Source organism: Desulfosporosinus burensis, assembly GCF_054657535.1.
This window is the reverse complement of the sequence record NZ_BAAHYN010000010.1, coordinates 229,776-254,599: the sequence shown is the minus strand read 5'-3', so window position 1 is coordinate 254,599 and position 24,824 is coordinate 229,776. Positions and strand designations below refer to the sequence as shown.

Here is a 24,824-nt window from a genome sequence, read left to right as displayed (position 1 = left end):
AGTACGCCATGGCACTCCTGATGCGCGTTTATTGGCCGAAATTACGTTAGCCGGTGGGTTTACGGATTTTGAGGGCGGCGGGATTTCTTATAATATTCCTTACGCTAAGAACGTGTCTCTAGAAGAAACTATAAGCCACTGGCAGTATGTAGACCGCTTAGTTGGCTTGTACGAAGATCATGGGGTTAGAATTAATCGTGAGCCGTTTGGCCCTTTAACAGGTACGTTAGTCCCTCCCTGTATTTCCCATAGTGTTGCAATTATTGAGGCTTTGCTTGCTGCCGAACAGGGTGTAAGAAATATCTCCTTAGGGTACGGGCAATGTGGTAATCTGATTCAAGATATAGCCGCAGTTCGAAGCTTAATTGAATTAGGAGAAGAATACCTAGCGCGTTTTAATTATAAGGGCATTATGTTGACCAGTGTCTTCCATCAATGGATGGGAGGTTTTCCTCAAGACGAAAGTAAGGCTTTTGGGGTCATTTCCTGGGGTGCTGTCGCCGCTGCCCTAGCAAAGGCGACTAAGGTTATAGTTAAGACTCCCTATGAAGCCTTAGGTATTCCATCAAAAGAAGGTATTGCATCCGGTATTAAGGCCACTAAGCAGGTACTTAACATGTTACGGGGTCAAGCATTGCTTGATTCAGAGGATTTGCAGCAGGAAAAAGAGGGTATCAAAGTCGAAACTAGGGCTATTGTGGATAAAATACTAGAACTAGGGGATGGAGATATTGCTGTGGGCGTCGTACAGGGATTTCAGGCGGGCTTAATTGATATTCCCTTTGCGCCAAGCCGGTATAATGCTGGAAAAATACTACCCGCCCGTGATTCTCAGGGAGCTGTGCGCTTCTTAGATCATGGTAATTTACCCTTTAGCCAGGAAATCATAGAGTTTCACAAAGAGCGCATTGCTGAACGAGGAAGGATGGAAGGTAGGGATCCATCGTTTCAGATGGTTATTGATGATATTTATTCAATTGGCAAAGGGAGGCTTTTCGTTGGATGATATAGAACCAATTCTTGGCGTACTTATACCTCAAAACATTGCTTTGTCCAGTATAAACCACCCAGGTTCCATATATGGCGTGAATGGCAATCGGAATAAATATGACAACAAGTTCAATGATAAAAATCCCCGGGAAACTCCGCATGGTACCAATAACTTTGTCATACAGCTCTGGCCCACCACGGGCGGTTAAATTAAGAAACATGTGAAAGGTCAAAAATAGGCCAATGGGCACTAGTCCTAATAAAGAATGGACTCTACGAATCAAAACATTAAAAGAAGGGATCTGAAAACTGGCAATGATTCCCCTTAATTCAACCTTTAATGAGCAGACTATTTATAATTTTTAGAATTTAGTCGTTAAAACCTTCTAGTAAATAGAATATGCTGTTGACTCCATCTTCCCAGCTAAGACATTGTCCTTAGTTTATTATATAGCGTGGCCAGGGATATCTTTAAGGCCTTTGCGGCTTGCTTCTTTCCATCTACTGAGTCGCCGTAACGCTTCAAGGCAAGGCGGATCATCTGCTTTTCCATTTGTTCGATGGGCATAATTTCTCCGATCACCTGTTCTTGTTGAATTGTTGTCTGGGAATCCACGAGATTGAGCATGTATTTATGGTTAATTATTTCTTCTTCTACTGTGACCATGGCGCGTTCCAAGACATTTTGAAGTTCCCGGATGTTACCTGGCCAGTCATACTGCATCAAAAGTTCTTCTGCTTGGCTTGTTAAGCCCATCACGTGTTTACCAAATTTGCGGTTAAATTTGACAATGAGAGAATGAACATGCGCCGGAATGTCTTCTTTGTGGTTGCGCAGTGGTGGCAAGCGCAATTCAAAGACATTGAGCCGGTAATAAAGATCTTCGCGAAAATCGCCTTGTTTGGCCATTTCCAGCAAATTACGGTTGGTAGCTGCAATTACGCGGACATCCACTTTGATGGTCTGAGTCCCTCCAACTCGCTCAAATTCCATCTCCTGTAAAACACGCAGGAGTTTGGCCTGTAAATAGGGGTTCATATCTCCGATTTCATCTAAAACATAGTGGTAAATCGACCAGAAAGTCGGACTGGCTTTCGTGGGTTACAACTTGCTGAGACACAACTTCAAGCAAAAAGCTTTGAGTGTTCTGGGTGTGCAAACCGTTGTGAGGTTGTAGAAATTATGCAAGAGGGAATAAGTTTGGCAAGGTGGGAAACCGATGTGGAAAGTGGTCTCTTACAGTCGGTGCCAGCATCGATATCGGTTTAACTGATCAGCAAAGGGAACAACGAGGAGCATAAAAAAGAGAATAAGCTTAGCTTAACCTTTAAGATTTTCACTAACAATGTGATGGATAACAATCAGACATGGCTTCGAACCTCGGACCTCGATTTCTGGGGGCGAACTATTATTAGATCCAGAGAAACTAAAATAAGGGTTGCAATTAGAATTAGGGCCAACCCTTTAGAAGAAACCGTCGGTGCATAAGAATAGGCTGGCACTGAATAAGAGGAGAAAGGAAACTGAAATGATGACGGAGATCTTGCCAAGGTGATAAGGGAGGAATAAGCCTGTGGGTAATAATTAAAGGGAGCTGGAACGATGTATTGAGATTTAGGTGAATAAGGCGAAGAAGAATAATGGCAATAGTCGCTGGTTTCTAGTGGAATTGGAACATATTTACCAGCATAATTGGTTGTTGGGGAGGAATGCACGGTGTTTTGGTGGAAGAGGCAAGGATTTCTCAATACAGGAGTATAGGCACGGGAATTTCCGCGGGAATATCCATGGTTCAATGATAGTCCCCCCCTTATATCAATCTATTTTAAACAAGCTTATTATCTTCTAAAGTTAGGCCAAAGAGGCAAGAAGTTAATTTTACACCAGTATATGTAAAATTTTACATAATGATATAACCTGTGTGCAAAATAACATTCTAGAGCAGAATTTCAGTATTCTAAAACATTTAGTCTCCAAATTAGATGGAGACATTTTTATTGAAATTTTCTTAGGTTAGTCGGAATATTTCAAGGAGGAATGTTTGATGCTAAAGAAAAAGCTTTAGAATGGAGTGGATTCGGATGTACGGAAATAAAGGATATGTGCATACGATTTTCCGAATTTTTAAATCCTATAGAAATAGCCTGGTTATTGGATTCTTTATAGGTGTCAGTTTGGTTATGGGCGTTGGTTTAGTGGGCCAGGTTCTAGGGAAAGAAAACAAACCCATTACCCCTGTAACGGATAGTTTCGAATTGAAACATAGGGATGTGGAAACCTCAAAACAAACAAGTGTCGAGAATAATGATATGGTAGATGAGCCTATTGAAGAGCCTAATGAAGAACTTTTAAACTCCATATCTAGCTTTGATAATAGATATTTTACGGTACTTTTAGTCGGAGTGGATCAAAGAACTGGTGAAAAATCTCTGAGCAACACCGATACGCTTCTAATGGCGAGTATCAATACCCTGAACGGTAAAGTTGCCCTCCTTTCCATACCTCGCGACACCCAAGTTACGATCCCGGGTTATGGAAAGGAGAAAATAAATGCTGCTGCGCGGTTAGGGAAAGGTCTTAAAACAACAGAAGCCTTGGTTGAAGGATTAACTGGTCAAACTATAGATGGGTATATGCTTACAAACTTTACAGGATTTAAGACAATTATTGATATTTTGGGGGGGATAATTCTCACAGTAGATAAAGACATGTATTATCTCACTGGGGATAAAGTAGATGGTGTCATAAACCTTCGTAAAGGGACTCAACGTTTAAATGGAGCACAAGCTTTACAATATGCACGGTTTCGGCAAGATACCTTAGGGGATATTACCAGAGCAACTCGTCAACAGGCTGTCCTAAAAGCCATGGAAAAGGAATTTTTACAAATGAAAACTGTACCAAAACTACCATCGTTGATTTCTCAGATGGCTAAATCCGTAGAAACTGACCTTTCAGTAGGACAACTGTGGTCGCTGGCAAATCTCCTACTTCGTAATGACAAACTAGATATTACATCCCAAACCTTACCAGGAAATTTTATGATTGAAAACGAGATTAGTTATTGGCAAGTGAACCCTCAGAAGGCAAAAGTGGTTGTACAACGTCTTTTGGAAGAGGGGAAGACTACTTCTGTGTTCTTTAATATTGAGGGGACGGATCTTGAGCAGGATGGATGAATCTTAGGCATTTACTCGCCTTTGATAAGCTCTCAGGGTTTCATTAAGAGTTTAAGAGTTTAAGAGTTTAAGAGTTTAATAGTTTAAGAGTTTAATAGGGTCGAAGTAACTTGTCATCTTGTCATTTTATATAATCAGTTGTATACTATATGAGATTTAAGACTTAGAAGGCAATTTTTTGGAGGGTGGACATTGGATAAGCTACTTGAAAATTTGAAAGAATACTTACACATGGAAACTGAAATTCCTTTTGAAGAGTTTTCGGACTATTACCGTCAACTGATTTCAGAACTGAACCAAACGTTTAGCGATCTTGATAAGGACGCTCGTGTTAAAGCACTCTATATTTGTACGATTGTTCAATCTAATGCGGATGCCAGAGCCAAAGCAAGCAAAGTCAATGCTAAAACTTTCAGGAAAATGAGTGCAAAATGTGCATTCTGGGCAGATGCGATCAAGTTCAATTTAGCTAAAGACGGGATGTCTGCTGAAGAGATTGAACAAGCAACCGAAGAAATTAATACTAGTATCTAAACTAAGAGATCTATATGAAGAAAACCTCAAGCCTTTATGGGTTTGAGGTTTTCTTCGTTTAGGATTGTAAAAATTACAAGTCTTTTAAAAAAGTTTAAGAATATTATTGTCCTGCTGAAACAAAAGAAGCTCTCCAATCGTATTAAGAGTGTAGATAAAAAATCAAGTAAGATATAGGGGGAAATGAACATGACTGAAAAGGTATACCGTTCTGTACGAGAAAAGATGATCGGAGGGGTTTGTGGAGGGCTAGCCGATTATTTTCGTGTCGATGTCACCCTAGTGCGACTCATTGCCTTAGTAGCTTTGTTTGCAGGAGGCGTTGGCTTTCCGGCATATCTAGTTGCGTGGATAATTATACCAGCTGATCCCGCGGGACAATTCGGGTATTCCGGGGACCAAAAGCGTGAAGTTGGGGATTTTGTTAAACAAGTAGTCTCCGATGTCGAAGGGGCTGCTACGGATTTTGGTAAGCAGGAAAATCATGAGAACCGCTCGAAAATGGCGGGTGGAGTATTAGTGATCCTGGGAGGATTTTTTTTACTTGAACGCTGGTTTCCGGTTTGGTTTGATATGAGCAAAATGTGGCCTTTACTTCTTATTATTTTAGGACTTGCCATCGTTTTTAGGGGGGGGCGAAGATGAAAAGAGTCTTTGATTCCCTGAGTCGTGGGCTACTTCTAATTGTCTTAGGGCTAATCTTTTTCCTGCTTAACTATGGGGTATTATCCTGGAATTTATGGGTGCATGTCGTCGATCTATGGCCGTTAATCCTTATCTTGGCAGGAATTGGGTTGTTCTTTAACCGACGGATTCCATTCAGCACTGTTTTGTTGGTTTTCCTTCTGAGCATGGTTGGATACTCTTTGGTGGTGGGTGATAAGCCTGGAACTATGCCTTGGAATCGTACGTTTCATAGTGTTTCGGATGGAACGGGTACCATAGACGTCCCATTACCCTCGGATGTCAAGAAAGCGCAGGTTAATCTTAAACTGGGAGGAGCACAGGTTCACGTAAAGGGTTTGGATTCGGGAAATGCGGAGGCAAAACTTATGTCTGGGACCTATAAATGGGTTAGTCGGGATTCAGATTCAGGACCTAATGCCTCGGCTGTACAGATTAAGCAATCAGGAGATACCATTACAGCGACACTCTCTTCCCTTTCATCTGGGGGGAAGGGGGAGCGCAATTTGAGTGATATTGCTCTAAATCTTTCGCCCAAGGTACACTATGACTTAGATATCAAGGCGGGCGCGATCAACGGGGTGATTGATTTAAGTCAGCTTAAGGTGGATAATTTAAAAATAGGGACAGGCGCGAGCAACTTCGAACTTCAATTTGGAGAGACCGGAATTGCTACTCACGGGAAGATTGACAGCGGGGCTTCCAAGCTAACGTTGGTGGTTCCCGAAAGCGTCGGTTTACAGATTCGCTTAAATGGTGTGGCTACAAGTACTGACTTTATGGGCTCAGGATTATTGTTAGAAGATAAGAAATGGCTCAGTCCGAACTATTCTGAAGCTAAGACTAAAATAGATCTAGAAATTTCTACAGCTGCTGGTTCAGTTCGACTAGAACGACCAAAAATGAGTCTTCAATAGGCCTGTGTTCCTTAGGGATAGCCATTGGATCAAGGAGAGTGTAAATGCTCTTCTTTTTCGTATATTCGTGATTGAAGTTTTCAAATCACTACAAATCTATGAAGTTGATGAAAACAGGCAGATGATGGTATAATTTAAGAACAATTATAGAGAATTTGAGGATGGAACAATGGATATCATATTGGCTCATCGCCAACTCGATTTTGATGCCTTAGCATCGATGGTGGCCGCTCAAAAGATTTATCCAAATAGCGTCCTAGTCATGGACGGGAAACCGAATGACTACGTGCAAGATTTTTTGGCCCTCTCTCGGGATCAATTACGGTTTCGAAAAGCACAAGATATTAACATGGACGAGGTTTCCAGGGTCATCTTGGTGGACACTCATGAGCTACATCGTGCGGGACCGGTGGGGGAAAAAGTTGCTAAAACCTCTGGAGTTGAGCTGGAAATCTATGATCATCATCCCTATGCGGGAAAGCTCAAACCGGGAATGGTGATTGAACCGGTTGGAGCCTGTGCAACGCTCTTAGTTGAAAAATTAGCCGGACTTGGGTTACCGTTGAGTAGCTTTGAAGCGACTTTGATGGCCATCGGAATTTATGACGATACAGGAAGTTTGTTGTTTGATAGCACCACAGTTCGTGATGTACACGCTGTGGCTTATTTATTGGGACAAGGAGCGAATCTGGGGGTTATTGCTAAATACCTACGACGGCCACTTGCCGAGGAACAAAAAGACTTATTACAGCAATTGTTGGATCAGGGACAGACGGAATTTTTTGATGGCTTACCGGTCTATATTTCGTATGCTGAGTCAGAAGATTATGTCGGTGGACTGGCTTTGTTAGTTCATCGTGTTGGGGAACTTGAAGGCGCTGATACTTGGTTTCTGTTAGTCAAGATGGAGAATCGAGTCTATATCGTGGCTCGATCGAGAGGAAGAGGCTTACCAGTCAATGGATTGGTCCAATTATTTGGCGGTGCCGGCCATGAGAGGGCGGCATCGGCGACCATTAAGGATGGAGAAATCCCTGTCCTCCTTAAACAACTGCGTTCTGCGATTCAAAGCCGAGCTAATCGGCCCCATATGGTTCGAGATATTATGAGTTATCCGGTAAAAACTGTTTCTCCGGAGACACGACTTGGCGAGGTAGAACAAATTCTCTTGCGTTACGGACACACAGGAGTACCTGTCACAGAGGATAAGAGTTTGGTAGGGATTATTTCTCGGCGAGATGTTGATAAGGCCATTAAACACGGTCTACGACACGCGCCAGTAAAAGGGTTTATGACCACGAAGGTGAAAACGGTAGATGTAGAGGCCCCGTGGGATGAGGTTCAACGTCTCATGGTTAGAAATGACATTGGGCGTCTCCCCGTAGTTGAAGAAGGTAACCTCGTCGGCATTGTTTCCAGGTCTGATGTCTTACGTCTCATTCACGGTGGTTCGGTTCCTATTGAAGCACAACTTGGTCGTGAACGCAGTGCAGCAATGCGTCAGGACATTTTGGATTTGATAAAGGGTTTGCCGGAAGAAGTCCAAAATCTACTTGAGTCGGTCCGAGATACCGCTCAGGAAGAACAATGCTCCGTTTATCTTGTTGGAGGGTTTGTCCGGGATTTACTACTTTCCGTTCCGACACAAGACTTGGATTTTGTGGTGGAAGGGAGCGGCGGCCAATTTGCACAGGCTTTAATGCGGAGAATGCCAGAGGGTAAACTAACCCAGCATGTAAAATTTGGAACAGCTCAGATTATTTTTCCCGATGGGAGTCATCTCGATGTAGCAAGTACGAGATGGGAACATTATTCCTTTCCCGGAGCGCTTCCCCAAGTAGAAGAATCTTGTTTGCGTGATGATCTTTTCCGACGTGATTTTACGATTAACTCCATGGCGATTTGCTTGAATGCAGAGCGTTATGGAGAACTTGTAGATTATTACGGTGGCAAACGAGATTTGCAACAAGGAAAAATCCGCTACTTACATAATATTAGTTTTATCGATGATCCTACGCGGATGCTGAGGGCTATTCGCTTTGCGGAACGGTATCATTTTAATTTGGCTAAAGAAACACTCGAAGCGCTTCATACAGCGATAGATACTGGAGTCCTTGCTAAACTTAGCATTGAACGCTTTACTGAAGAAATTATGCATATCTTTAACGAAGTAAACTATCTAGCTATGGGTCAAACCTTGATCAAGTGCGGCTTATTTAAGGCCTGGTTCAGAGAGGAGTTTAACTGGAACTTTAGCTTAGAGGACCTAGAGGATAGTGCTCAATGGTCTCTGAAGCTGCGTTGGTTGATGGCTATTTCTAATATGGACAATGCAAGTATAGAGAAAGTCCTGGAGCGAGTAAATTTAAATAGATCCCTAAGGGATGAAACAATTGCCTTGATTAATCTGCGCGATACTTTGCTGGATTCTTTGACTTTAAGCGAGCTGGACAGAGTGCTTAACAAAGCCCCGAAGGAGGTTGTCATCGCCTTAGCGAGGGATGAACGTTATAAGCAGCAAATAGCGGAATGCCTTGAGGCTGGCCAAAGAATAAACATGTCCCTAAATGGCAAAGCCCTAATCCAAATGGGTGTTAAGCAAGGCCCAGAGATCGGACATATTCTGGATCGAGTGCGCATGGCCTGGCTGGAGGGTCAAATTAGCACTTCGGAAGAAGAGCAGGAGATAGCTCGACAATGGGTCTATGCCCAGCGTTAGAAGGAGGAGAAGCATTTGCCTGATTTTAATTTAACAGCCATTATCGCCAATATACCCGCCTTAATGATCGGTTTTGCCTTTCATGAATATGCTCATGCCTGGGCAGCTGACCGTTTAGGTGACCCAACTCCCCGCAGCCAAGGACGCTTAACCTTAAATCCATTTGTACATTTAGATCTTTTTGGAACGATTATGGCTCTTTTATTTCGTTTTGGCTGGGCTAAGCCAGTCATGACCAACCCTCAATATTTTAGAGGAGATAAACAGAGGGGTTTAATGTTGGTTTCCTTGGCGGGACCTGTAACAAACTTGATCATAGCGTTTGTAGCAATGTTTTTTTGGTTTCTGACTATGAGTTGGATTGAAGCATCTGCGTGGAGTAGCATCATTGAGCTAATGTTTTATTCGATAGTGCTTATGAATCTAGGCTTAGGAATATTTAACCTCCTTCCGATTCCTCCGCTTGATGGCTTCACGGTTCTCGGGGGATTATTACCTAGAAGCTTCGCGCCTCGATTACAAGTGATAGAGCAGTATGGTATGATAATATTGATAGTACTTCTCTTTACGGATATTTTAAGTAAGGTACTTTCTCCCGCGGTGATAGGCTTATATTACGCCTTTCGGAAAATCGTTGTTTTAATACTGACCCCCTTTATTGGGTAGAGTGGTTATAGGTAACTTACTGCAGGTTGAATTTTGACTCTATCGCTTAGTGCTGGTTAGCTATCTGATAAATTAGTCAATAATTAAGTATAGCGAGATTTAGATTACAAAAGGAGTGTTAGTGTGAAAGGGAGAATTTTAAGTGGTATGAGGCCCACTGGGGCACTGCATATAGGGCACTTGAGTGTTATTCAAAACTGGGTAGCTTTACAAGCGGACTATGAATGCTATTTTTCCATTGTGGATTTGCATGCTTTGACAACAGGGTATGAGGATCGCTTAAACTTTCCAAGTCTTCGGCGGGAGATTGCCTTAGATTGGCTAAGTGTAGGGATTGATCCTCAGAAAAGTGCTGTCTTTATCCAATCGGCAGTCAAAGAGCATGCGGAGCTTCATCTGCTTTTTTCTATGTTTACTCCATTATCTTGGCTGGAACGTGTTCCTACCTATAAAGATCAAATCCAACAATTAAGTCTGCAGGGGAAAGATTTAGGCACGTATGGGTTTTTAGGATACCCCCTCTTACAGGCAGCTGATATTTTAGTCTATAAGGCAAACGTAGTACCAGTCGGAGAAGATCAACTTCCGCATATTGAGCTTTGCCGAGAAGTTGCTCGCCGTTTCAATCACTTATTCGGAATGGTATTTCCTGAGCCACAAGGGTTGGTGGGTAAAGTACCTCTTTTACCGGGCGTTGATGGGCGAAAAATGAGCAAAAGTTATCATAATGCGATTTCCCTTACAGCTTCTGCTGAGGAGATCAAGACTCGCGTTCAACAAATGGTCACTGATCCAGCTCGGCTCCGTAAAGATGACCCAGGGCATCCAGAAGTCTGTATTGTCCATAAGTTCCATCAAATCTACACACCGGAAGTTGCAGAAGTAGAAGAGAATTGTCGAGCAGGAAAAGTAGGCTGTGTCGCTTGTAAACGGCATCTGGCAGGGAATCTGGAGAAATTAATCAGTCCGTTTAGAGAGAGGCGTACTTATTGGGAAGAACCTGGTAGGGTGGAGAAGGTTCTCGAAGAAGGGGCAGAGCGTGCCCGAGCTACTACCTCGGAGACCATGAAAGAAGTCCGCTGTGTCATGGGACTATAAGTGAATGGAAAGTGACAAAACAGTGACCCAGGTCAAACTTCCAGCTTATCAGGGTCCTCTGGATTTACTATTGACGCTTATACAACAAGAAAAAGTGGACATCTACGATATACCGATTGCGCGAATTGCCGATCAGTTTGTGGAAGCGATACGCCAGTTAGGGTCTATGGACATGGAAGTCACGACTGAATTTCTAGTGCTTGCAGCACAATTGCTTTATATTAAATCAAGAGAGCTCTTGCCAAAACCTCCGAAAATTGCCCAGACTGAGGTCGAAGAGGAAGATCTTCGCCAGGAATTGGTTGAACGCTTATTAGCCTATCGGACGTTCAAGCAGGCGGCTCAACTATTTGAAAGGCTAGATACATCCTCAGGACGATCCTATTTTCGTGAGGTTAATGTCGAGGACTTACTCTCGGAAGTGCCACCTGAGGATCCACTCAAAGGGATTGTGTTCGATAACCTTTGGCAAGCGTTTTGTAGAGTGATCGAACGTGCGGAAAAAGGGGAAGAAATCCGACATGTAAAACCGGATGAGATCGCGATCGAGAGAGTGCTTGCGGATGTTTTACGGCGTGTTCTACTACATCCGAAAGGAATACGCTTTTACCAGCTCATGCGAATAGGATCACGCATGGAAATGGTGGTCTCTTTTCTGGCCTTGCTAGAACTCTTAAAGTCAGGAAAAATTCGAGCTGAACAACCATCCCAGCTCAGTGATATTATGATGTTTCCGACGGCAAAAGCATGGGAATTCACGGAAGAGGAGTAGATAGAATGCTGTTTCGAGAGCCGGAAACGGCGGCCTTAGAAGCCCTATTATTTGTTGCCAAGAATCCGCTCACCTCTGAACTCCTAGGGGAGATTCTTGAATTAGACCAAGCGAAGGTTGAAGAGCTTATATTTGAGCTTCGTGACCGTTATCTTCTAGACTCCTGTGGGTTAACTATCTTAGAAATTAATGGTGGATACAAATTGGGCACTAAGCCCGAATTAGCCCGTTATATTGAGCTTCTGTATAAACAACCTGTTCAAGTGCTCTCCAATGCTGCCTTAGAAGTCCTCTCGATAATCGCCTATAAGCAACCTGTGACGCGAGGAGAAGTCGATTTTATCAGAGGAGTTCAATCTGATCGGGCCTTGACAACGTTGGTGGAAAAGGGATTAGTCAAGGAAATCGGCCGTAAGGACGGTCCGGGGCGCCCTATTCTCTATGGAACGACTGAACAGTTTCTTCTCCATTTTGGCTTGCGTTCACTCAAGGATCTGCCAAACTTAGAAGTTGTGGCTCTTACTCAAGAAGAGGTGGCAAGCGTTTTAGAGTAGAACTGGGGGGAATAATAGCTATGCCGTTTTTTAAATATGGACACCAGGAAATTGAGTACTTGAAACGCCGAGATAAAAAGCTTGGTGCGGCTATTGATAAGATAGGCATTATTCAGCGTGAGATTACGCCTGATCCGTTTACGGCACTTGTTTCAAGCGTTGTCAGTCAACAGATATCAAAAAAGGCCGCTGAAACTGTCTGGAACAGACTTTATGCGCTGCTGGAAACCATTACACCGGAAAGTATTACCCAGGCGGACCTTTTGGAAATAAAAGGCTGTGGCATGTCTGAGAGAAAGGCTGGATATATCAAGGGCATTGCTCATGCTGCGCTATCGGAGGTAAATTTTAATCAACTTCATACTCTGAGCGATAATGAAATCATAAAAAAGCTCTCCTCACTCCATGGTGTGGGTGTTTGGACCGCTGAAATGCTACTTATCTTTTCACTCAGTCGTCCCGATGTGGTTAGCTACAAGGATTTAGCAATCTGTAGAGGAATGATGAATTTATACGGTCTCAAAGAGCTCCCGAAGGAAAAATTTGAGCGGTATAGAAAAAGGTATTCTCCCTATGGCTCGATTGCCTCCTTGTATCTATGGGAGCTTTCGGTGATATTAAGGAGAGAATAAATAGCGGAACATGATGGTTAGTTGGGGGGGTTAGTTATGAAAACGCATTTTAAACTATTATGCGTATTTATGACCATTATATGGATAGTGGGTCTGAGTGATCCTGCCACTTCCGCAGAGAAAAATGGAAAGACGCTGACCATTCTATTTACGAATGATCTGCACGATCATTTCCTTCCGTTTGACATTAATCAAAAAGGCACCGTTTCTAAATTCGGAGGATATGCCCAACTGCAAAGCGCCATTAATCAAGAAAAGCTACGCAACCCCAATTTAATCTTGATCGATTCAGGGGATTTTTCCATGGGGACACTCTTTCAGTCGATTTATGCTAGTGATGCACCTGAACTCAGAATCATGGGTCAGATGGGGTATGATGTAGTAACTTTAGGAAACCACGAATTTGATTTTAGGGCTACAGGTTTGGCAGATAGTTTAAGTGCTGCCAAGAAAAGTGGGGACAAAATACCACAACTTGTGGTCTCTAATCTCACCTATCCAAGTGATAAAACGGGCAATTTATCCGATTCTTTAAGTAATCTGCAGCAATCAATGCTTGATTATGGGGTTAAAGATTATACTGTCCTAGACCGTAGCGGGCTAAAAATTGGTGTTTTTGGCTTATTGGGTAAGGATGCAGCTTCTAAAGCACCGATGGCGGAAGTCGAGTTCACTGATGCTGTTGAAAATGCCAAGCGCGTTGTCAAGATACTAAAGCAAACGGAAAAAGTAGATCTTATAATCTGCCTTTCCCATTTAGGTACATCGCCAGATCCTACGAAATCTGAAGATGAACTACTCGCCCAGAAAGTCCCTGAGCTTAATATTATCATCAGTGGTCATACACATACAAAGCTCACGGAACCCATAGTCGTAGGGGAAACAATCATAGGCTCAGCTGGAAAGTATGGCGAAAGCTTAGGAATGATAGATCTTATACAGAAGACTGAGAACAATTGGAACTTGAACGATTATAAGCTTAAACAAATAGATCATACCTTTAAGCCTGATCCAGATATCTCCCTGAAAATTGATTATTTCAAGAGTATTGTGCAAGAAAAGTACCTTGATCATTTCGGAATGGAGTTTGACGAAGTTCTGGCAACTTCGACCTTTGATTTTGTCCCAACACCAGAAATTGGCAAGCAACACGCTGAGGATACACTAGGCAACTTGATTAGCGATGCTTATATATATGCGGTAAAAAAAGCTGAGGGAGTAGATTACGAACCAGTTGCAGTGGCCATTGTACCTGTTGGTACGATTCGCTCCTCCTTTGTCAAAGGGAATATCACGGTAGCAGATGCTTTCTCTGCCAGTTCTTTGGGTATTGGTCCAGATCTTATTTCGGGCTATCCGTTGATTTCTGTCTATCTTACCGGTAAAGAATTGAAGACAGCCTGTGAGGTGGATGCATCTATTGCACCGATCATGGAAGATGCCCAGCTCTATATGTCGGGTTTAAATTTCACATTTAACCCAAATCGATTAATTTTAAATAAAGTAACCGATTCCATCTTGCAAAAATCTGATGGTCTCCTGCAAGAGATAAAGGATCAGGAACTCTATCGTGTTGTGGTCGGTTTATACTCAGCCCAGATGTTATCTGTCGTGGGAGATAAATCACTGGGACTATTATCAATTGTACCAAAAACCAAGGTTGGCACTCCAATTACTGACTATGAAGCACATGTAATTACAGATAAAATCAGTGGGCGAAATAACGAACTTAAGGAATGGTTTGCGCTTGCCGAATATCTAAAGTCATTTGACAAAGTGAACGGAGTTGCTCGGGTTCCTGAATATTACCAAGAGACCCAGCAAAGGAAGATCGTAGAGGATAATAAGAACCTCAGTTCCTTAATTAAGAATCCCAATCGGTTTGCCTTTGCTGCCGTTGCTGTGGGCATACTTATGATCGCAGGAATTGCTTTAGTCATGGTGAAGCTTTTAACTCGGGCAAAACGTCGAGAACAAAAAAAGGAGAAGGGGGCAGCTTTGTAGCAACCCTTCTCCCTGGTCATTCAAGTCAGAAAGTATAACTGAAGGTTAGATACTTTCTTTTTACAATAGGCGTTAAATCAGTCTCTTCGTTCTATTGCCATACCAACCATGATCATCCCCGTAATAGCGAGTGCGTGAAAAATAAACCAACCGGGTTCAAGAAAGCTAAATGTTCCAGGGTCGACCTTTCCTATTCTCATATTCATACTAAAGCCCACCTCCATAACGAAAATTTAGGTCACGACAGTATAGTTTCTGTTAGGCTAAGGGTTAAAATACTATAATTTAACTGGGAATACCTTCCTAAGTTCAGGTTTTGGCTATTTCAGCTTGTTGAGTGCATAATTTTTCTTCAAACCGTACATCATACCTATTTAGGGACAGTCACTTTGACGAGGGTATGGAGTACGGAGGGGTTTTGGTGCGGATTTTAGCATTCTTGCTTGCTGTGACTATTCTAATACTACTTAGTTTAGCCATGAAAGCTGAAGTTGATTTTCGATATCGACGGATTGAAGAGAAAGATGATATCGATATCCATTTGCGAGCCTTTTATGGTTTATGGCACATTCAATATCAAATTCCAACCCTTCAATTAGAATGGGAGAAGGGTCCCCAGCTTAAATACGAACAGGTGGCAGAGGCAAAAGGGGGAACACGTCAGGCTAGCCGTAAAGCGCGATTTCGCTATTTCCGCCGAGGTCTGTTATTACGGCTTTGGCCCAAAATACCTCGGTTATTAAACTATTTATCTCGGTTGAGGAGTGAATTTTACCGAGGGATCCATTGTAAGGCCATCAATTGGCGAATCGAAATTGGCTATGAGGATGCTCGTCACACTGCAATTGCTGCCGGGACGTTTTGGACCATGATTGGATTTGCTCTTTCACGCCTTTATCGACAAGTGACGGTCGAGGTAGCTTGTCCAGAGTTAGTCGTTGTTCCTCAGTTTAAGAAAGAGGGTTTCTTTTGTGATATTCAATGCATATTCCATTTGAAAATCGGTCATATTATTTTTATTGGAATAAATATACTGAGAACATTTAAGTGGGGTATAAGGGGGTAGACGCATGGGAAATCATCCAATCGAATCATTAATGAAAACAGCCATGGAGAGTATCCAACAGATTGTTGATGTCAACACGATTGTTGGAGAAGCGGTAGAAACCCATGATGGATCCATGATTATTCCGATTTCACGGGTGTCGTGTGGTTTTGCAGCAGGCGGGAGCGAATTTGCCTCACAAGAGGATAGCAAAGAGCATGCTCATACTGGAGGACAAGCACCCCCACTTCCTTTCGGAGGCGGCGCTGGTGCAGGAGTGTCTGTACAACCAGTTGCTTTTTTGGTCGTAGGAAATGGGAATATTCGGCTTCTTCCAGTTGATAGTAATGTGGTAGTAGACCGTTTGATTGATACAGTTCCTGATTTGTTAGATCGAATTACTGGTATGTTTCACAAGAAAAAGAAAGTTTCGGAAGATATCATTATCGCCCGTGACTAATGGCATTATAGTCTAGATTTAGGCCAAACAAAAAGAACGGATTACGTTCTTTTTTGTTTGGCTTTTTCATACTTATCATAAAGTATAACTTATGTTACATACTTTCTGGAGGTCCCTTTTCGCCATCACGGCATCTAGCCATGGATGGCGATGGTCTCTTCTCACCATCCATGGCTACAGAGACACTCGGCCATCACGGCGCCCAGCCATCCATGGCGGCGCTCTAACCTCGAACGTCCTGTTCGAGTCATGGCCAGCGCATATGTTATCAGTGCAACTAAGATTTCCGCCGGCGCCAAGGCTTGGCGCAAGCCAAGTTTTCTATATACATTTTAGGCAGGGGAGTGGGACATGGTTAATCTCATCTGGCTTTTAATGTTGGCGATTGGGATTATTGTCTCAGCGTACAATGGACATATCGAAACTGTTACTGCCTCTGCCATGAAAGCAGCCGAACTTGGGGTAGAGGTTGCTATTGAACTGATTGGCGTGATGAGCTTGTGGTTAGGGCTCCTGCGTTTAGCTGAGGAAGCAGGTTTTGTCAGAGGAATTGCCCGAGTATTTGGTCCTTTAGTTCGTCTTTTATTTCCTTCCCTAAAGCCGAATAGTCCTGCACTGGGAGCCATTATCATGAATTTAAGTGCTAATGTGCTAGGCTTGGGTAATGCTGCAACCCCTTTTGGCTTGAAGGCTATGCAAGAACTTCAAAAAGAAAACTCAACACCAGACGTGGCCAGCCCAGCTATGATTACGTTCCTAGCCTTAAATACCTCTTGTATAACGCTTATCCCAGCTACGATCATTGGTGTGCGTCTTAAGGCGAATTCCGTTAATCCAACCGAGATAATTGGAACGACAATAGTCGCGACAGGATGCGCAATGACGGTCGCCATCCTGGTAGATTATTTTATTCGTAGGAGAAGTAGGAGAAAACGATGAACGTTATTGCTGAGATTTCACGCTGGGCTATCCCTATACTTTTATTACTCATCCCTGTGCTGGCTTACCTGCGCAAGGTTCCCGTCTACGAATCCTTCGTAGCAGGAGCGGAGGATGGATTTAAAACAGGAGTCAAAATCCTCCCCTTTTTGATTGGCATGTTGGTATCCATTAGAGTTTTCATAGACTCAGGGGCATTGGAAATAGTGGCCCGCTGGCTACAGCCAGTCTTTATGTTTTTGGGTTTAGATTCAAATTTTGCTGACATCATTCCTCTAGCTATTATGCGCCCCCTCAGTGGATCAGGCGCTTTAGGGGTAGCAACACAGCTGATTAATCAACATGGACCAGATTCCTATATTGGCCGCTTAGCATCAACCCTCCAAGGGAGTACGGATACGACATTCTTTGTATTAACGGTCTATTTTGGTTCTGTAGGCATTAAAAAGTATCGATACGCTCTCAAATTAGGTTTAATAGCGGATGCCATCGGTTTAATAGCTTCTGTATGGATCGTCAACAAGGCGTTTTATTGAACCGTTCTTTGTGCATACTAACGATGAACCGAAAGGGGGACATTGTTGTATGCTTTATATTGTTTTACCAGCTTATAATGAAGATCAAGCGCTACCAGCTTTACTCGAGGACATTGAACAGACCTGCGCACCCATCCCCCATCAGATCGTGATCGTCAACGATGGGAGTACTGATCATACTTCAGATGTTGTCCGGAGCTTTGCTCAAATCCATCGAAATATTCACAACGTGAATCACTCTCAAAATCAAGGTCTAGGAGCTGCCTTAAACAGCGGTTTCCAATATGTCTTGAATTTCAACAGGTTTTCTGGTGACCCATTAGATGATCAGCTTGACAAGAATCAGAACGCTCCGGATATGGTCATTACAATGGATGCAGATAATACTCAACCCGCAGAGTGTATTCCCCTGCTTTATGAAGCCATTTGCGCTGGGGCTGACCTCGTGATTGCCTCTCGATACGTTTCAGGTGGGGAACAAAATGGGCTTTCTTTAGGGCGGAGGGGATTATCTTGGGGAGCTGGTAGAGTAATGCATTATTTTGCCCCTATCAAAGGAGTACGGGATTATTCTTGTGGCTACAGAGCTTATCGTCTTGCCTTATTGGCTGAAGGGACTCGACAATATGGTCCGGAAATTATTAAAAGTCGCAATTTTTCAGGGATGGTTGAATTGCTTCTCAAAGTTGCACCCTTTGCAGAGTGCGTCACTGAAATTCCTTTAAAACTTCATTATGAGCTCAAAAAAGGTGCCAGTAAACTGAAAATAATGCCAACAATTTGGGGATATGTCCAACTGATATATCAACTAAAACGTAATAAGTGGAGAACAGTAGAATGGGCCGAGGAATAAGACAATGGTGGTTGTTTTTAATAGTTCTTGTGGCCTTAGGACTTAGGCTGCGAGGAATTACTAACCCATTATTAGACAATCAGGCTTGGCGACAAGCCGATACGGCGAGCATGGCCAGCCATATGCTCGGACGCTTAACCGATCTACCGAATGTCTTTATTCCCCTTCTTAGTTATGATGGAATAACCCCTCAAAGAGTAGAATTAGAGTTTCCATTTTTACCCTACCTTTTGGCTTGGACCTGGACCATCTTCGGTTGGGCAGATCTTTGGGGACGGTTATGGTCAGTTATGCTATCGTTGCTTACGATCGGCGGAATTTATTATTTGGGGAGACAGATGTTTACAGACCGGGCAGGGCTTTTTGCAGCTGCTATTTATACCTTAATGCCCTTATCGATCTATTATGGTCGAGTTGTCATGCCTGAACCAATGGCTCAAGCTTGGAGTGTTTGGGCGTTGGCTATACTCTGCAAGTGGAGGAAATCCCAAGCGGAGCGCGGAAGTTGGAAAGTAGGTCTATTGATGGCTGGTGCAATACTTGCTAAGCTTCCGCAGTTGATGTTGTTTCCGGTAGCCTTGCTATTGGGTTTTTGGCCTCTCAGATCGAAGGCCGTAGGACAGCTTATTCGTTATAGTGTGATTGTGCTCATTCTACCTATGGTATACTATTTGTGGGTACATTATTACTCACCGCCTTCAAGTCAATTTGTTTCTGGAATAATGACTGGAAACATGGCCAATCCCAATTTAGACTGGAAGTTATTAGAAAAAAACGTGGAGCAAGGACTAACTCTTAGTATGCTTATCCTTGCAGGTATAGGCGTACTTCGACTTTTATTTTTTCCGTCTCCAGTACGAATAGTCCTTTTGACTTGGGTGGGAGTGAGTGTTCTTTACGTTGGAGTCGTTTGTGTGCGGATTCCCTTGGATTATTATTTAGTGCCGATTCTGCCGCTGATAGCCTTGCTAAGCGCCTATGCCCTCGATGGAATAAAAGATATTCGAGGAGCGTTACTAGTGATTGTGCTTATAGCCTTGCTCAACTTAGATGCTTATACCTATTTAACGCCAAAGTATCAGTGGAGTTCAGACTATCTAATTCAGGCACGATGGATTAAAGAAAATACGCCTGAATCCAGTATATTAGTGTTAAGCGACTCGCCCCCAATGACGTTTTATTATGCGAACCGGGTAGGGTTTCGTTTAACCACTGTAAAAGATCAGGAAATAGCTGCTCAACTACTGCAAAAATTCGCAGCAGATTATCTTGTTCGACTGCCTAAAAGTGAGCAAAAAGATCAATTTTGGGAACAGGTCCAAGGAAGTTATCCGGAAATCGGTCCGGGAATTTATGATTTGAAAGCCAAATAGAGAATTCTTGTGGCATTGAGTTGTGCTTAAGTAGACAAATGAGAAAGTTAATGGAAGGTGAGATTATGGAATTAGACGTAGGGTGCGGAGAACGTTTGCAAAAAGTACTCGCCCAGGCTGGAGTTGCTTCACGACGACATGCCGAGAAACTGATCCTTGACGGTCGTGTGACGGTTAATGGAGATAAGGTGACAGCTTTAGGGACCAAAGTCGGAGTTCGAGATCAGATCGAAGTGGATGGACGTCTGGTTAAACGAACCGAGGCTTTGTACTATTATTTACTGAATAAACCAGTCAGCGTGATTACCAGTGCCAGCGACCCAAGAGGGCGACCGACTGTGGTCGATTTATTAAAAGATGTTCCGGTTCGGGTTTATCCGGTAGGCAGGTTGGATTATGATACTTCTGGATTATTGGTACTTACAAACGATGGAGATTTAGCCCATCGTTTAATGCATCCCTCGTATGGAATCGAGAAGACCTACCGAGTTTGGGTCCAAGGTCCGGTGGGCATTCATGCTCTTGAAACTTTGCAGCAGGGGGTACTTTTAGAAGATGGAAAAACCGCTCCCGCCCAAGTTCAGCGCGTAAGCGGTCTTTCCCAGCGGACGAAAGGAGGATCAAAGAACGATCCTCTGGAAGTCTTGGAAGTGACAATTCATGAGGGGCGAAATCGTCAAATCAGACGAATGTTTGAGGCTGTTGGATATTTAGTCGTCAAACTTGAACGAATTCGATTCGGGCCATTGAAATTAATCCAAAACCTTACTCTCCGCCCAGGTTCTTACCGAGCTCTTACTGAAGAAGAAGTCAAGCAATTGCGTTCTAAGGTGGGACTTTGAAGATAAGATAGTTAACCAAAAGGGTATATAGGGTGCTCGATTTCTTTGTTCCAGATTTCTATGTCTCTTCCACCAAAGGAACGCAAGGCATTGGCCACGGAATTAATCTTTTCATGGCTGGTCTGGATCAAAACTAACCAGTGCCCTGTGCGAACTTCATGTTCATAATGTCTAGCTCTAACCTCAGAAAGACCATAGCTAAATAGAGCTTCGTTCAGCCCGCGACTCTGAGGTTGGTGCATTAGTTGACTCGCCAGCGGTCCAGCGACGACAACTTCGCCAAGGTCAGCAACTACAAAGGGCGGAGCTTGAACTAACCAGGCGTTAAATTTGTCCAAGTTGATTTCACTGGGGTAATAAGCCAATTCATTAGCAATTTCTTCGCGAAACTCACCTTGGTGAATATATTCGCTTCGAACTATAACGGATATTTTACTGTTAGCTAAGGATTCCCCTTGAATTTCTTCAATAGCCTCTTTAGTCTGTTGAGGTCCTTTAAAAATTGCAATGGCGGTTTTGAGCATTTTGTACCCCCCTAAAAATCTACCTTTGGATTTTTCTTAGTATGTCCAAAATTCTAACCCTAAAGCAAGGCTTGCAGGAGAAATATAAACCTTTGGAGAATAATTTTAACTACATAATTGCGAAAAATGATTGTTATAGCTGAAAGAATGAGTTAATTAAGAAACGGGGAGAGCCGAGAATGAAGATACGGATTGGAAATGAGCTTCTAACAGAACACGTTCGCGTACGGATTCGGGTAGATTATCGCGGAGAATCAAAAAGTGGACGATTTTTCTTTGGAGGCAAGAGTAAAGAGCTCATGGCTGAATCGATCAGGGAACAACAGGTTGCTTTACTTCGCAATGTTCCACTGCAAGGTATCTTTATTGAAGATATCGATTTGAGTCTAGATATCTATGCTGTGACAGAGAGTGAGGGGAGACGCTCCCAAGAGGTTGCTTATGCCCCGATTATCTTGACACTTCGGATCGAGAACCTCGACGATTTGCTTCCAATCCTGATTAAACCTGAGTTTCGCAAGATTGAGTTTCTTAGTCCTGAAACAGTTTCACTTCACCGCTTGGATATGGAACGCCTGCTCTTTCGGTTAAGTCAATCATTTCAGCAAGAGATGAAAATATTAGAACATAAGTATTCACGTTAATTGTCATATATGGCCTGCATATCATTAGTTGAAATCATAGATATTAATCATAGATATTAATCATAGATATTAATCATAGATATTACTAGAAGAAGCTCAAAGAGGTGTTGAGCCTGTTTATTCTGTGCATTTGTGTGCCTTATCACCAGTAACTACACTATATTTCAGCAACTTGGCTAGGTGAAAAGAGGATGAATCTATGGAATTACTAATGGAATTGGCTGAAAGGCTCAGTGTTATTGCCACCATAGCGTTACTGATGACGAAGAGTCAAGTCTTTCGTCGATATTTGAGTTCCCAAATAACCCAACGTGAGAAGTTGACTTTGATTCTGATTTTTGGCATATTATCCATGGCAGGAACCTATTCAGGGGTCTCAATTAATGGGGCTTTGGCTAATACGAGCGCTATTGGAACAGTAAGTGCAGGCTTGCTCGGCGGACCTATGGTAGGGTTAGGGGTTGGCGCTATTACAGGATTACACTTTTATATCTTTTATGGAGGATTTACCGGTTTGGCTTGTGCAGTATCCCCTATAATGCAGGGCTTATTAGGAGGACTCGTTTATTGGCTGGCACGGGAAAAAGCCTGCGATTGGAAGGTTGGCATCGGGCTTGGGGTAATTGCACAAATTATGGAAATGGTCATTATTCTTATGCTGGCTCGTCCTTTCGTTGAAGCATGGAACCTTGTTATGATCATTGCCACGCCAATGCTGGTAAGTAATGGTATTGGAGTGGGCATTTTTCTATACATTTACAAGACAGTTTATATTGAAGAGGAGCAGATTGCAGCCATTCAAGCTCAGAAAGTGCTACAAATTGCCGATAAGACATTGCCATATTTCAGGAAGGGTCTTAATTTGGAAAGTGCTCAGAAAGCAGCCGAAATCATTCAAAGAATGTCCAATGTGGCGGGAGTGGCATTAACGGATACGGAACAAATTATCGCATTTGTCGGTTTAGGAGCGGATCACCATTTTAGTGGACAACCAATTTTGACAGAGGCAACCCATAAAGTATTACAAACTGGAAAACCTTTTCAAGCAATATCTGAAAAGGAGATAGATTGCCTGTATCCAAATTGTCCTCTGCGCTCGGCAATTGTCGTACCCTTATGTCCAGGAGAGAAGACTATCGGTGTTTTAATACTTTATCGTGATCAGCGTGGCAAATCGGTTATGGACGTAACCTTAGCGGAAGGCTTAGGGAAGCTTTTCTCCACTCAACTCGAACTAGCTGATCTCGAACATCAAAAAGAGTTGAATGTTGCAGCCGAAATCCGTGCACTTCAAGCTCAGATTCAACCACATTTTTTATTCAATACCCTTAATACCATCGTGAGCTTGATTCGGATGCAACCCGAAAAAGCTCGTGAAGTTCTTATTTTTTTGGGTGAATTTTTACGTCACAACATGCGTCAAGGGGTTGTTTTCCATTCCGTGCGGGAAGAATGTGAACACGTACAAGCCTATCTGGCTATCGAAGAGGCTCGATTTAGAGACAAGTTGAAGGTCAATCTGGACATTGGTGCAGGGACAGCAGGTGTTTTACTACCACCGCTCATACTGCAACCGCTGGTAGAGAATGCAGTAAGACACGGGCTTTTACCCAAGGAAAACGGAGGTACAGTCACAATTCATACTCACATAGAGGGGGATAACTTAGATGTAGTAGTTCAAGATGACGGAATTGGTATATCTAATTTTAAGTTGCGCGACATTATTGAAGGGGATCAAGATGAACGTGATGAGATCGGTATAGGTCTTAAGAACGTACATCGACGTTTATTAAGACTCTACGGACAGGGACTTCTGATTGAAAGCACTCTTGGTGAGGGAACTATTATTTCGTTTCGAGTACCAACTTCCGGAAGTGTACTTAGGGGGGTGACTTAATGATCAAAATAGTGATAGTGGATGATGAACAACCAGCACGTGAAGAACTTCGATTTTTGTTAGAGCAAAATTCTAAAGTAAGAATCGTCGGTGAGTTTTCAAGTGGAGCTGAAGCCATTGAGAATATTCCCAGCTTACAACCGGCGGTCATTTTTATGGATGTCCATCTGCAGGACATGGATGGACTAGATGTTTTTCGTGCTCTTCAACAGTTGAATGTTCATGCATCCGTCGTTTTTGCCACCGCTTACGATGTTCACGCCATACGCGCCTTTGAACTCAATGCCGTGGATTATATTCTTAAACCCTTTTCTAAGGAACGTTTAAAGGTTACGATTGATCGGATACAGCAACGTTTGCAGCCAAATGACCTTGAATTGTCGTTGAAAATAACACGACTTATTCAGGAGATAGGGGTTAAACAACTGCCACGCAAACTTGCGGCAACCAGTAAAGGACGCGTCGTCCTGATTGACCCACAGGAGTTGCTTTATGTGGTCGCTGAGGGTCGCTACGCCAGTTTGGTCACAGCACAAAGAATGTGGCCCACCACTTTCAGTTTGTATGAAATCCAAGAGAGACTGGATCCAGCTCAGTTTTTACAAACTCACCGAGCTTACATCGCTAACCTTGATCGTATCAAAGAAGTGATTCCTTGGTTTAACTCGACTTATAAGATTATCATTGATGCAGAGAATTCGCCTGAAATACCGGTGAGTCGAACTTATATTAAAGGACTTAAAGATCGGTTGGATGTCTGAGTGTTCTCTTTCGAGAACACTTTTTCTTTTGCCAAATATTCAATAATGTAATAGATTACATCAATCAGTAATCTCATGTCAGATAATTTATGTTTCATGTAGACATTCTAGAGAATTGCTACAGATTGTATTATGCTAAAGCTAATTCGTTGAAAGGAGGAAATAATAGTCGGCTATGTCTGAAAATTAGAAAGTCATTG

25 protein-coding genes and 2 pseudogenes are annotated in these 24,824 nt (G+C 42.9%); 23 read left to right on the top strand and 4 right to left on the bottom strand.

Going from position 1 to position 24,824, the window contains the following annotated elements; all coding sequences use genetic code 11:
* Window positions 1–1,006: methylaspartate mutase subunit E (locus ACYQ3Q_RS18775; RefSeq protein ID WP_459930043.1), on the top strand; the 1,006-nt coding region annotated here is incomplete at its 5' end.
* Here ACYQ3Q_RS18775 and ACYQ3Q_RS18770 read toward each other — a convergent pair.
* Both ACYQ3Q_RS18770 and ACYQ3Q_RS18765 read right to left on the bottom strand, forming a co-directional pair.
* Window positions 996–1,307, bottom strand: a pseudogene (locus ACYQ3Q_RS18770) (succinate dehydrogenase/fumarate reductase transmembrane subunit); the annotation flags it as partial. The gene ACYQ3Q_RS18775 and the pseudogene ACYQ3Q_RS18770 sit on opposite strands and share 11 nt — an antisense overlap.
* Before the next feature lie 107 nt (window positions 1,308–1,414).
* Window positions 1,415–2,047, bottom strand: a pseudogene (locus tag ACYQ3Q_RS18765) (sigma 54-interacting transcriptional regulator); the annotation flags it as partial.
* Window positions 2,048–2,053: 6 nt separating this feature from the next.
* Here ACYQ3Q_RS18765 and ACYQ3Q_RS18760 point away from each other — a divergent pair.
* The 12 genes from ACYQ3Q_RS18760 to ACYQ3Q_RS18705 all read left to right on the top strand — a co-directional run bounded on the left by ACYQ3Q_RS18760 (window position 2,054) and on the right by ACYQ3Q_RS18705 (window position 14,750).
* Window positions 2,054–2,260, top strand: a complete 207-nt coding sequence (locus ACYQ3Q_RS18760) for a hypothetical protein (protein ID WP_459930042.1) — start codon at window positions 2,054–2,056, stop codon at window positions 2,258–2,260.
* An 812-nt stretch (window positions 2,261–3,072) separates the two neighbouring features.
* Window positions 3,073–4,170, top strand: a complete 1,098-nt coding sequence (locus ACYQ3Q_RS18755) for an LCP family protein (RefSeq protein WP_459930041.1) — start codon at window positions 3,073–3,075, stop codon at window positions 4,168–4,170.
* A 192-nt stretch (window positions 4,171–4,362) separates the two neighbouring features.
* Window positions 4,363–4,704, top strand: coding sequence for a hypothetical protein (locus ACYQ3Q_RS18750; RefSeq protein WP_459930040.1), 342 nt, complete (start codon window positions 4,363–4,365; stop codon window positions 4,702–4,704).
* A gap of 189 nt (window positions 4,705–4,893) precedes the next feature.
* Entirely contained in the window at window positions 4,894–5,349 is a 456-nt protein-coding gene (locus ACYQ3Q_RS18745; RefSeq protein ID WP_459930039.1) for a PspC domain-containing protein, read from the top strand.
* Complete coding sequence (locus ACYQ3Q_RS18740) at window positions 5,346–6,305, top strand: toast rack family protein (protein WP_459930038.1); 960 nt, start codon at window positions 5,346–5,348, stop codon at window positions 6,303–6,305. Before ACYQ3Q_RS18745 ends, ACYQ3Q_RS18740 begins: the two co-directional genes overlap by 4 nt.
* Before the next feature lie 169 nt (window positions 6,306–6,474).
* Window positions 6,475–9,024, top strand: a complete 2,550-nt coding sequence (locus ACYQ3Q_RS18735) for a CBS domain-containing protein (protein WP_459930037.1) — start codon at window positions 6,475–6,477, stop codon at window positions 9,022–9,024.
* Between the two features lie 63 nt (window positions 9,025–9,087).
* Window positions 9,088–9,690 carry a site-2 protease family protein gene (locus tag ACYQ3Q_RS18730; protein ID WP_459930051.1) on the top strand — a complete coding sequence of 201 codons (603 nt, stop codon included), beginning with the start codon at window positions 9,088–9,090 and terminating at the stop codon, window positions 9,688–9,690.
* 123 nt (window positions 9,691–9,813) lie between these two features.
* Entirely contained in the window at window positions 9,814–10,788 is a 975-nt protein-coding gene (trpS, locus tag ACYQ3Q_RS18725; RefSeq protein WP_459930036.1) for a tryptophan--tRNA ligase, read from the top strand.
* Between the two features lie 4 nt (window positions 10,789–10,792).
* Window positions 10,793–11,560, top strand: a complete 768-nt coding sequence (locus ACYQ3Q_RS18720) for a segregation and condensation protein A (RefSeq protein ID WP_459930035.1) — start codon at window positions 10,793–10,795, stop codon at window positions 11,558–11,560.
* A 5-nt stretch (window positions 11,561–11,565) separates the two neighbouring features.
* Window positions 11,566–12,114: an SMC-Scp complex subunit ScpB gene (scpB, locus tag ACYQ3Q_RS18715; RefSeq protein ID WP_459930034.1), complete on the top strand. Its 549-nt coding sequence runs from the start codon at window positions 11,566–11,568 to the stop codon at window positions 12,112–12,114.
* A 20-nt stretch (window positions 12,115–12,134) separates the two neighbouring features.
* Window positions 12,135–12,746: a DNA-3-methyladenine glycosylase family protein gene (locus ACYQ3Q_RS18710; RefSeq protein WP_459930033.1), complete on the top strand. Its 612-nt coding sequence runs from the start codon at window positions 12,135–12,137 to the stop codon at window positions 12,744–12,746.
* A gap of 36 nt (window positions 12,747–12,782) precedes the next feature.
* Window positions 12,783–14,750 (top strand): bifunctional metallophosphatase/5'-nucleotidase, encoded by a 1,968-nt coding sequence (locus ACYQ3Q_RS18705; protein WP_459930032.1) that lies wholly within the window; start codon window positions 12,783–12,785, stop codon window positions 14,748–14,750.
* A gap of 77 nt (window positions 14,751–14,827) precedes the next feature.
* Here ACYQ3Q_RS18705 and ACYQ3Q_RS18700 read toward each other — a convergent pair whose 3' ends face one another.
* Window positions 14,828–14,956 (bottom strand): hypothetical protein, encoded by a 129-nt coding sequence (locus tag ACYQ3Q_RS18700; RefSeq protein WP_459930031.1) that lies wholly within the window; start codon window positions 14,954–14,956, stop codon window positions 14,828–14,830.
* A gap of 215 nt (window positions 14,957–15,171) precedes the next feature.
* Between ACYQ3Q_RS18700 and ACYQ3Q_RS18695 the strand changes: the two genes are divergently transcribed.
* From ACYQ3Q_RS18695 to ACYQ3Q_RS18665, 7 genes are all read left to right on the top strand, one after another.
* Window positions 15,172–15,816 (top strand): DUF2953 domain-containing protein, encoded by a 645-nt coding sequence (locus ACYQ3Q_RS18695; RefSeq protein ID WP_459930030.1) that lies wholly within the window; start codon window positions 15,172–15,174, stop codon window positions 15,814–15,816.
* Window positions 15,817–15,820: 4 nt separating this feature from the next.
* Window positions 15,821–16,255, top strand: coding sequence for a GerW family sporulation protein (gene ytfJ, locus ACYQ3Q_RS18690; RefSeq protein WP_459930029.1), 435 nt, complete (start codon window positions 15,821–15,823; stop codon window positions 16,253–16,255).
* 351 nt (window positions 16,256–16,606) lie between these two features.
* The gene (locus ACYQ3Q_RS18685) at window positions 16,607–17,194 is read left to right on the top strand and encodes a nucleoside recognition domain-containing protein (RefSeq protein WP_459930028.1); all 588 of its coding nucleotides are present in this window, start codon (window positions 16,607–16,609) and stop codon (window positions 17,192–17,194) included.
* Window positions 17,191–17,730: a spore maturation protein gene (locus ACYQ3Q_RS18680; RefSeq protein ID WP_459930027.1), complete on the top strand. Its 540-nt coding sequence runs from the start codon at window positions 17,191–17,193 to the stop codon at window positions 17,728–17,730. Before ACYQ3Q_RS18685 ends, ACYQ3Q_RS18680 begins: the two co-directional genes overlap by 4 nt.
* A 49-nt stretch (window positions 17,731–17,779) precedes the next feature.
* Window positions 17,780–18,583: a glycosyltransferase family 2 protein gene (locus ACYQ3Q_RS18675; protein WP_459930026.1), complete on the top strand. Its 804-nt coding sequence runs from the start codon at window positions 17,780–17,782 to the stop codon at window positions 18,581–18,583.
* Window positions 18,568–19,956, top strand: coding sequence for an ArnT family glycosyltransferase (locus ACYQ3Q_RS18670; RefSeq protein WP_459930025.1), 1,389 nt, complete (start codon window positions 18,568–18,570; stop codon window positions 19,954–19,956). Before ACYQ3Q_RS18675 ends, ACYQ3Q_RS18670 begins: the two co-directional genes overlap by 16 nt.
* 38 nt (window positions 19,957–19,994) lie before the next feature.
* Window positions 19,995–20,798: a pseudouridine synthase gene (locus ACYQ3Q_RS18665; protein WP_459930024.1), complete on the top strand. Its 804-nt coding sequence runs from the start codon at window positions 19,995–19,997 to the stop codon at window positions 20,796–20,798.
* A gap of 11 nt (window positions 20,799–20,809) precedes the next feature.
* Here the strand turns inward: ACYQ3Q_RS18665 and ACYQ3Q_RS18660 are convergent, their stop codons facing one another.
* Window positions 20,810–21,322, bottom strand: a complete 513-nt coding sequence (locus ACYQ3Q_RS18660; protein ID WP_459930023.1) for a hypothetical protein — start codon at window positions 21,320–21,322, stop codon at window positions 20,810–20,812.
* A gap of 179 nt (window positions 21,323–21,501) precedes the next feature.
* Here ACYQ3Q_RS18660 and ACYQ3Q_RS18655 point away from each other — a divergent pair, with 179 nt between their 5' ends.
* The 3 genes from ACYQ3Q_RS18655 to ACYQ3Q_RS18645 all read left to right on the top strand — a co-directional run bounded on the left by ACYQ3Q_RS18655 (window position 21,502) and on the right by ACYQ3Q_RS18645 (window position 24,624).
* Complete coding sequence (locus tag ACYQ3Q_RS18655; RefSeq protein ID WP_459930022.1) at window positions 21,502–21,966, top strand: hypothetical protein; 465 nt, start codon at window positions 21,502–21,504, stop codon at window positions 21,964–21,966.
* A 199-nt stretch (window positions 21,967–22,165) separates the two neighbouring features.
* Window positions 22,166–23,863: a LytS/YhcK type 5TM receptor domain-containing protein gene (locus tag ACYQ3Q_RS18650; RefSeq protein WP_459930021.1), complete on the top strand. Its 1,698-nt coding sequence runs from the start codon at window positions 22,166–22,168 to the stop codon at window positions 23,861–23,863.
* Entirely contained in the window at window positions 23,863–24,624 is a 762-nt protein-coding gene (locus ACYQ3Q_RS18645; protein ID WP_459930020.1) for a LytR/AlgR family response regulator transcription factor, read from the top strand. The genes ACYQ3Q_RS18650 and ACYQ3Q_RS18645 overlap by 1 nt, the downstream gene beginning before the upstream one ends.
* Window positions 24,625–24,824 lie beyond the last annotated feature (200 nt).